This window comes from Candidatus Poribacteria bacterium (genome assembly GCA_021295755.1).
Classification (GTDB): Bacteria; Poribacteria; WGA-4E; order WGA-4E; family PCPOR2b; genus PCPOR2b.
Genome location: JAGWBT010000126.1, coordinates 1 through 8660, shown reverse-complemented (window position 1 = coordinate 8660; position 8660 = coordinate 1). Strand labels below are relative to the sequence as shown.

7 protein-coding genes are annotated in these 8660 nt (G+C 50.8%); 6 read left to right on the top strand and 1 reads right to left on the bottom strand.

What is annotated here, in order from left to right; translation table 11 throughout:
- Positions 1-383: 383 nt before the first annotated feature.
- The 5 genes from J4G02_17160 (at position 384) to J4G02_17140 (ending at position 4766) form a co-directional block, all read left to right on the top strand.
- Positions 384-1526 (top strand): alanine racemase, encoded by a 1143-nt coding sequence (locus J4G02_17160; protein MCE2396280.1) that lies wholly within the window; start codon positions 384-386, stop codon positions 1524-1526.
- A 107-nt stretch (positions 1527-1633) separates the two neighbouring features.
- Positions 1634-2575, top strand: coding sequence for a mannonate dehydratase (locus J4G02_17155; protein ID MCE2396279.1), 942 nt, complete (start codon positions 1634-1636; stop codon positions 2573-2575).
- A 78-nt stretch (positions 2576-2653) separates the two neighbouring features.
- Positions 2654-3649: a mannonate dehydratase gene (locus tag J4G02_17150; GenBank protein MCE2396278.1), complete on the top strand. Its 996-nt coding sequence runs from the start codon at positions 2654-2656 to the stop codon at positions 3647-3649.
- A 4-nt stretch (positions 3650-3653) separates the two neighbouring features.
- Positions 3654-4469, top strand: a complete 816-nt coding sequence (gene pgeF, locus J4G02_17145) for a peptidoglycan editing factor PgeF (GenBank protein MCE2396277.1) — start codon at positions 3654-3656, stop codon at positions 4467-4469.
- A gap of 36 nt (positions 4470-4505) precedes the next feature.
- The gene (locus J4G02_17140) at positions 4506-4766 is read left to right on the top strand and encodes a hypothetical protein (GenBank protein ID MCE2396276.1); all 261 of its coding nucleotides are present in this window, start codon (positions 4506-4508) and stop codon (positions 4764-4766) included.
- A gap of 59 nt (positions 4767-4825) precedes the next feature.
- Here the strand turns inward: J4G02_17140 and J4G02_17135 are convergent, their stop codons facing one another.
- Positions 4826-5251, bottom strand: coding sequence for a hypothetical protein (locus tag J4G02_17135; protein ID MCE2396275.1), 426 nt, complete (start codon positions 5249-5251; stop codon positions 4826-4828).
- A 175-nt stretch (positions 5252-5426) separates the two neighbouring features.
- Between J4G02_17135 and J4G02_17130 the strand changes: the two genes are divergently transcribed.
- A complete protein-coding gene (locus tag J4G02_17130; protein ID MCE2396274.1) occupies positions 5427-8540 on the top strand; it encodes an efflux RND transporter permease subunit in 3114 nt (1037 codons plus the stop codon).
- The last annotated feature ends 120 nt before the right edge of the window (positions 8541-8660 follow it).

Here is an 8660-nt window from a genome sequence, read left to right as displayed (position 1 = left end):
AAAGTCTTGAAAAAACTATGCTAAAGCGTCCCTGTATCCCCGCCTTAAAAGACGGGGTTTTAGGGCTAAAGTGGAGTTAAATAAAAAGAAAGTGCAAAACACAAAAAGCGTAAAACGTGATGCGTAACGCGTGAAAGCACTTTGTTCATTGGTTCATTAATAAACGAGTATACGCATGAGCTCAATCGTGCAACAGTAACCCAGGGCAGAAGAAAGAAACCGAGTTTTCCCGAAAAAACTCGGTTTCTCTTTGCGTTTTGCTTTACTTTTTATATGAGCTCCTTTCTTTTTTATTTGTGAAGATTCGGTTAATTCGTGGATGCTTTAACACTTTGCATCCTGCTTTTATATGAACTACGCATTTCACACTTGGAGGCAAATATATGGGACAGATAGACACAGCCATTTTAGATTTAGAAACCCCGCATATCTTGTTAGATCAAGACAGGCTACAAGCCAACATCCAACTGATTCAGGACATCGGTAATACGCGCGGTGTCAATGTCCGCCCACACATCAAAACCCACAAGTGCCTTGAACTCGCGCGGCAACAGATAGGCGCAGGTGCAGTCGGAATTACGTCCTCAAAGGTAGACGAGGCACTCGTTTTCATCAACAACGGGATCCGTTCCGTCACGGTGGCGTATCCCTTGGTCGTCGATTCAAAACTCGACCGTCTGATCGCCGCTGCACGCGCACACGACGTTGACCTCCGCCTCATCGTTGATAGCCCCGCAGGAGTAGACGCAATCGCTCAAGTAGCAGGGAGACACCAGAAACAGATTAGCATCTTCCTGAAGATAGATGTGGGTCTACACCGCTGTGGACTTACAGAAGACGATCCGGGCTTGGTCGAGTTGGTGCAAAAAATTATCCAAGAACCCAATCTGAATTTTGTTGGGCTGCTATCCCATGCTGGGCATACCTATGGCGCAGATGACGCCGATGCTGCGCGAAAAGTCGCCCAAGAGGAGTGTGGGATTATGGACCGCGTGCGGAAAAAATTGGAGAGCAACGGTATCGAAGTCTCGGAGGTATCCGTTGGATCTACACCCGGCACCCTTGTGAGTGACAGCTACGACGGCATCACCGAAATTCGACCAGGCAATTACATCTTTATGGATAGAATGCCGCTCCGTCTCAAGGTCATCGAGTTAAACCAGATCGCGCTTTCAGTGTTAGCAACGGTGGTGAGCAAAAACGCGGATTACTTTATTATCGACTCAGGATCCAAAACCTTGAGTTCCGATCAAGGCGCGCACGGAATGCCGGGGATGGAAGGGTTTGGACTAGCGTACCCCCTAGATCACTTCGAGGATACAGATTACGAGATGATTGTCACCAGACTTTCGGAAGAGCATGGGGTTGTCATACGCAAGGACTTCGATCTAGCGATAGGTTCTAAAGTTCGGTTAGTCCCAAACCACTCATGCGTTGTCGCAAACCTGTTAGACACCTACACCGTGCTAAAGGACGGACAAATCAGCGACCAATGGGACATCGCCGCCCGCGGACACGTCCATTAGCAACAGGTCGGATCGAATCGTAGGTTGGGTTGAGCGCGAGCGAAACCCAACACCCACGTTTCACGCTTCTAATGAACCAATGAACTAATGAACCGGAGATGTCCACTATGACAATCCAGGATCACCTTTCCCTAGAGGGAATCAACGACGATAACCTCAGCATTTTCAAGGCAATCGGTGTGGATTACGTTGCGGTGATGCACCCACCACCTCCCCAACCGGGCGATCGTGCCGATATCTGGAAAGATGTCCGCAAGAAAGTCGAATCCCACGGGATGAAGTTTAATAACGTCGGCCTCAGACCCGCGAAAGAAATCACGCTCGGCAAACCGGGCAGAGATGAACACATCAAGGGCTGGTGCACCCTGATACGGAATATGGGGGAAGCCGGTGTCCCGACACTATGCTACAACTTCAGAGGCATCGGGAACTTTCGAACCGCGCGAACCATTGGCAGAGGCGGGGCAAGTTACAGCACGTTCAATTACGACGAGTTCATGAAGGAACCGCCTGATTACCCGGATCAGCGCATCTCCGAAGAGAAACTCCGAGCGAATCTAAAGCACTTCCTCGAACACATCGTACCAGCCGCTGAAGAAGCAGACGTACAACTCACCATGCACCCGGATGATCCACCGCGTCCAGAGCCGCTCGGCGGTGCAGCCCGAATCCTCTCGACACTCGACGATTTTGAACGCATGTTCGAGGCGGTCCCCAGCCACCTAAACACCATGCTGTTCTGTCAAGGGTGTGTCCGTGAAATGGGAGAAGACGTGCCAATCGCTATCCGGCGCATTGGGGCGCAAAACAAAATCGCTGCTGTCCACTTCCGCAACCTGCGAGGTACTCCAGACAAGTTTCAGGAGGTCTTTGTGGATGAGGGAGATGTGGATATGTATCAAGCGATGCAAACCTATCGGGAAGTCGGTTTTGAGGGTCCCTTCATGATGGATCACACCCCCAGCTTCCCCCATGAAAACGCCCAATGGGCAGGACGCGCCTTCGCCGTCGGTTACATCCGATCAATGATCCAAGCAGTTTACCGATAATCCAAACAGAGACCCTGTAGGGGGCGTACCCTCCGAATCGCGACGCTTCCCTAATATCTCAAAAGGAGAACAACAACAATGATGAAAATTGGCACCCGTATCAGTCCCGACTGGTTAAACCGTCCCAACGACCTTGCCTTTCTCAAACAGATCGGCGTTGATTGCGTGGACATCACCTTAAACATCTGTCCCGGCTATTCAGAAGCCGGAGGTCGCGCAAATCGTGAGGGACTCGAACAAGTGGTCGAAGCCATCGATAAAGCCGGACTCAAGATCGAACGCGCCAACACCGCTAATAGTGATTGCATCAAAACCTTCCTCGGTCAGCCCGGCTCCGAAGAAGAAATCGACAACCTGATTGTCAACGCCGAACTCTGCGGCGAGTTTGACCTGCCGGTGATGGGGATCCAATGTTTTCAGGCGGGCCAATTTGGTCACTTCCCGGAGTCTATGCACAGCATGATTGAGGGACGGGGCGGTTATAGTCACCTGAAGGTGGATCTGAGCGAAGCCCTCGACCAACCCCCGCCAGAGGGTGCACCGACCCACGAGGAGATCTGGGAGCGCACCTTAAAAATCTTTAGCAGTGTTGTGCCTGTAGCGGAGAGTGCAGGCGTCAAGGTCGCTATGCACGGCAACGATCCGCCCGTTCCCAGCCTCTACGGCGTACCACAGGTTCTCTACAACTTCGCCGCCTTCGACCGCCTCTTTTCCGAAGTTCCGTCCCCGAACAACGGCATGACCTTCTGTGTAGGCACTCGCTATGAATCGGGCGAAGACGTTTTTGAGGGGATTCGGCACTTCGGAGGACAGGGCAAAATCTTCCACGTCCATTTCCGCAACGTGCGTGGAAAGATTCCTGAAAAGAAGGGGTACGAAGAAGTCATCCCCGATGCCGGTGACATGGACATGTACCGTGTGGCTAAGGCACTGCACGATGTGGGTTACGACGCTGTCATTGACTATGACCATATCATGCGACTCACCACAGACGGGCCAGAAGGCAGAGAGTACATCGCCTACTGCGTGGGGCACATGCGTGGTTTGCTTCAAGCGCTTGAGAGTAATTCCTAGTGCTATGTTAGAAACTCACCTTCAATCACTATCCACATTCCAATTCCACAACCTGTCGAAACAGAGCGGGATACACCACTTTGTTTCGACCCGCAGCGGCGGTCTGAGTCCCGCACCCTACGAATCCCTCAATTTAGGATTTCACGTCGGAGATACCCCTGAAACTGTCCTACAAAATCGTGAACGGTTGGCAGCCAACATCGGAATCCCGCTCTCCGATTTTACAATCTCCAAACAGGTCCACAGCGGCACAGTGACAATCGTAACAGAGGAGATGAGAGGCTGCGGTGCAGCGGATCTCGATACGGCGGTCGAAGCGACCGACGCAATGATAACCGATGTTCCTCGCCTGTGTCTAACGGTTCTCGCAGCGGATTGTGTGCTCGTTCTCTTCTTCGATCCCCAAAAGCGAGTGATAGCCGCCGTACATGCCGGATGGCGCGGCACGGTCAAATTGGCAGCGCAAAAAACGGCAGAAACCTTAAAACAGGAATTCGACTGCAATCCGGCTGAACTCCTTGTAGGAATCGGTCCCTCAATCGGTCCCTGCCATTATGAAGTCGGTCCCGAAGTCATCTCACAAGTCGAAGATACCTTCGGTAGCACCGACGGCTATATTAACAATGAAACCCCCGATGGTAAAGGGTATTTTAACCTGTGGGAAGCGAACAAGCGGCAAATCATAGACGCAGGTATCCCAGCGCAAAACATAGAGGTCGCTCAGATATGCACCTATTGCAATGCACATCTGTTTTTCTCTGAACGACATCAAAAGGGAAGGACTGGCAGATTCGGGGCGGGAATGATGTTGTCCGATTGACGTACTCCCACACCCTAATATGATGGCGATGAACCCGTGGCGGTTGCAGCAATGTACCTCCAAGACGGAGCCGCACATTTGACAGATGCCGCCACCCTTTCGGGGTTTCGACGGCGTGGAATTCAAAAAGCGATGGTGCATCAACGGGTGGTTGATGGATTGAAGTTAGGTGGTAGCTGGTTTACCAGCGAGACTGCAGCACCCAAGCCGGGTAATCCGCTCATTTCACATCGCAATCTGCGCCGCGCTGGTTTCGAGATGGCATATATCCGGGCTAAGTATATATGGGAAGCATAAGCTCTGTTAGTTCTGACCAAATGATTTTCACGTGTCACGTATCACGTTTCACTGAAGGCCTATCTTGTAATAATCAAATACATACCACTACAAACGAGCAGTACGCCGATAACATATCGCAAGGTGAACGGTTCCCGTAAAAATATCATGCCGGCTATACTTGTCAGCAATATCCCTCCGAACCGGATAACGGGTGAGCCGAGAGAGATTGGCGCCCCCGCACTGAAGGTGACATACAATCCTATAGTCACGCCGCTGAACGCAAATCCCATACCTATACTCGCTAAAATACCTGAGAGTTGGGCATGTTGCGGTACGCCCCGCGCCCAGTGCCACAGCACCCAAGCCAGTCCAGTCGAGAATGTACAACAGCCGTATATTAACATCAACAGACTGCTAGAAATCCTATTCGCTGCCAACTTCACACATAGATCTGCAGCAGCCAGCGCACATGCCGTGACAATTGCGTATTTAATCCAACCCATGATTCAAATTTGCCCCCTAGTGGTCAACGCCACTGACGCTTATTATTGTTTAATTAAAATGCCGTATCCCTTGCCGCTTGTTTCAACGAAAGCATACATGAAAACGTCTATAACGTCAAGCCCAGAAGCATGCAATAATCTATAACATCACGCAATCGACTAGGAAAAACTCACAATGAAATCCGTATTTAGACTGTCTGTCAACAACCCTGTATTGGTTCACATGATCACCATCGCGACAATTGTTTTGGGATCATACATGCTAATCAATATGCCACGCGAACTCGAACGCGATATGTCCTTCAACTGGGTACTTATCTGGGTGATGTACCCCGGCGTTTCGCCCGAAGAGCTTGAAAAACTGATCACCAAGCCGATTGAGGACGAAATCGCTGATGTCAATAAAATTGAGTCTATCACCTCAACCGCCGCTGAAGGATTCACCGGCATCAGCGTCAAATTCGATCAGAATATCTCACGCAACGAGTTCGACAAACTGTACCAAGACCTCCGCACCGAGCTAGATAAAGTCCAAAATCTGCCTGAAGATGCGGAGGATCCCGTCATGTTCAAACTCGAATCAAACACACTAACGCCGGTGATCGATGTTGTCATAGCGGGGGACTTCCCTGAAAAAGAGAGGCGAGAACTAGCAGAAGAACTCCAAGACGAAATCGCAGCCGTTGAGGGCGTTTTGGAGGTCGATATGATTGGGGAACGTGACCGCGAAATCTGGGTAGAGGTCGATCCCGATCGCCTTGATCGATATTCACTAACGCTGCAGCAAGTTGTCAATGCGTTAGCAGCCAAGAATATGAACGTCCCCGCAGGAGAACTGAAGATCGGACGTTTGGAATACCTATTGCGCACCGTCGGTGAGTTCGATTCAATCGACCAGATCCAAAATGTGATTGTACGACAGATCCCCGGTGGCGGCAAGATTCGTATCAGGGACGTTGCACAGATTCAAAATACCTACGAAGAGGCGACCGTAATCACCCGTTTGAATAGCAAACCGGCAATTACCCTCTCGGTAGCAAAACGGGGCGAAGGAAGTACGATCCAAATTGTCGATACGGTCCGAACCATAGTGGAGAAATATCGGACAAATCGACTGCCGGAGGGTGCGGAAATCACATTAGTGAACGACAGTTCAATCCACATTCGTAATTCCCTCGGCAAGCTGCAATATAACGCACTTTTCGGCGTAGTCCTTGTGCTCCTTGTCTTATACCTCTTCATGGGATTGAGGAACGCAATTTTTGTCGCCATCGGCATCCCATTGACACTCCTGATCACTTTTAGTCTCATGGGCGTTGCCAACGAATCAATCAACAATATGTCCTTGTTCGGGTTGGTGTTGGTGCTTGGTATTATCGTGGACGATGCAATTATTGTGATGGAAAACGTCTACCGTCGGATGCAGGAAGGGGAATCGCCAATCCAAGCCGCTATCAACGGAGCGCATGAAGTCGCGGGTCCCGTGATTACCGCTTCCTTAACCACCGCCGCCATCTTCCTCCCACTCGCACTCTTGCCGGGAATTGTCGGTAAATTCATGAAGATTATCCCAATCATCGTCGCCTTGACGCTCGCCGCATCCCTGTTTGAATGTTTCTTCATTTTGCCATCTCACATCGCAGATTGGGGCAAAGTTGGGCGTCCCAAATCCCAAGATAGACTGATGCGCTACCTCCTAAAGCCCTACACCAGACTCTTGAGTTTCGCACTACGTCGTCGATACTGGGTGCTGGGTGGTATTCTCCTTTGCCTACTCCTGAGCTTTCTCCCAATCCGCTTTGGGCTAGTGGAAGTTGACATGTTCCACGGTGACGAGTATCCGATGATTCTTGTCCATGTCACAATGCCTGTGGGCACCCGCTTGGAAACGACAGATGACGTAATGCGCGAATTTGAGACAGTGACTCTCGCGATGCCCAAATCCGAAATCAAGGCAGTCATCACGAGAACGGGTTGGCACGAGGTAGAGAACAACTTTAATGAGCGTAACGGTAACCTCGGAATGCTCCACGTCGAGGTCGCCGAAGCAAAGGATCGTGAGCGAACACTTGATGAAATTATCGCTGAACTCCGCGAGAAATACAGTCATATCACGGGTCCCGAGCGAATTGGGTTTCAGACAAGGGAAGAGGGTCCGCCCGCCGGTAAGGATGTCGAAGTCATAATAAAAGGGAAATACTTCGACGAACTGGAAGCGATCACCCACGAACTGAAAGCGGAACTTGCCAACACTCCCGGTGTCACTGACATCGACGATAACTACGCCCTAGGCCAAGAGGAGATTAAACTACACATTGATGAGGACAAGGCGAACGAATATGGACTGACACTCCAGCAGATCGCCTTCACCGCACGCAATGCGTTTGAGGGCACAAAGGCAACCGTATTCCGCGATGGAGATGAGGAGATTGATGTCGTCGTTAAATTCAGTGAAGCTGCACGCACGACGCTCAAAGATGTGGAGGACCTGAAACTGATGGGGGCAACGGGTGTACCGGTGCCTCTCCGAGATGTCGCCCAACTGAATATGACACAAGGTTATTCCACAATTCATCGCTACAAGCAGGAGAGAGCCATCACAATCACTGCCAACGTGGATGAAGAAGTCGCTTCTGGGGTGAACGTGAATCAGAGACTCCACGCCCGTTTCGATAAAATCAGCCCCCGTTATCCGGGCTACACACTTGAATCCGGCGGCGAATTTGCCGAGTTTCAGCAGGTTTTTAGGGACATCCCCATCTTCTTCGCTTTTGGGATTATGCTGGTCTATTTCATACTGGGAACGCAGTTCAAGTCTTTCCTCCAACCGCTAATTATTCTGATGACCGTCCCCTTTGCGTTCATCGGCGCGATGGTAGGACTGATCACCTCTGGAAACCCCCTGAGCGTCGCTTCGACATACGGACTCGTCGCGCTGGCGGGTATCGTCGTTAATGATTCGATTGTGCTGGTGGAGTTTATCAATCGTCAACGGACAGCGGGGGCGGGAAAATGGCAAGCCATTATCAACGCAGGACGCACACGCTTACGCCCGATTCTGCTCACCTCAATTACAACTGTGAGCGGTCTGTTACCGATGGCGTTGGGGGTTGGTGGGAAGTCAGCGATATGGATGCCTATGGCGAGTACCATCGTTTGGGGGCTGTCGGTGGCAACCCTCCTAACGCTGTTCGTAATTCCGGCGTTCTACGCAATCAGCGATGATATCCGTCAATGGCGAGGCGTCCGCGTTGAGGCCACGGATATAGAGAAAAGAGTAAGAACGTAAATTGACATACTCCAAAACCTAAAGGATTTGGATTCTTTAGGAATCGAATAGCGCTATCAACAAGGATTGGACGGCGAACCGCCTCTTATATCCTCTCCTTCGAGGGTTGATGCCCCAACC